The sequence below is a fragment of the Bacillota bacterium genome (genome assembly GCA_033549065.1).
GTDB lineage: Bacteria > Bacillota > Dethiobacteria > DTU022 > DTU022 > JAWSUE01.
Genome location: JAWSUE010000043.1, coordinates 1 through 713, shown reverse-complemented (window position 1 = coordinate 713; position 713 = coordinate 1). Strand labels below are relative to the sequence as shown.

At 38.0% G+C, this 713-nt stretch carries 1 protein-coding gene; it reads left to right on the top strand.

The genetic code is table 11. The features are described 5' to 3' along the window. The coding region (locus tag SCJ97_11645) for a hypothetical protein (protein MDW7740681.1) at positions 1–418 on the top strand (418 nt) is incomplete at its 5' end. Positions 419–713: the final 295 nt, after the last annotated feature.

Below are 713 nucleotides of genomic sequence, written 5' to 3'. Positions count from 1 at the left end.
AGGAGCGCTGGTTGTAATCGAACTGAAACGAGATAATTCCGGATCAGATGTGGAGTGGCAGGCTATCAAATATGCTTCTTATTGCTCCAGTTTTTCCCACGATGAAATCTATAAACATTTCGCAGAATATCTTGGTACAGATAGCGATGATGCTCAAGTCAAAATTGAAAGTTTTATCAACTGTGAACCAGAGGATCTTAATCAAAGCCAAAGAATAATATTGGTCGCAAAGGAATTTCACTCTGAGGTTATTTCTGCTGTGCTATGGCTTCGTGAGTCAGAAATAAATATTGAATGTATTCGTTTAACTCCTTATTTCGATCAGCAAGGGGGGCTTTTCATAAATCCAGAGATAATTATCCCGCTCCCAGAAGCAGCATGGGGGTCAGGTCTTGAAATATTACATTTTTCAGGTTGATTCCTCTTTATGGCCAGACTACTTAGTTTGATATTCACTACACTACGGTCAGTAAAACAGTAGGTTAATTAGAATTGAAAATGTAATATTTCAAGACCTGACCCCTAATAACTCTGATACACTACCACCATGCCCGCGTTGTAACAACACGACATTTAGAAAGGGCTAAATACTAAAGAGAGGGGGTTCGATTCAAAACATTTGTATTATGTCGAATCCCCTTCATTTTGATCGAGTAATGTTCACTAAAAAAGAAATAGAGGTATGATCATGATTTTTTACTTCTCGGGTACAG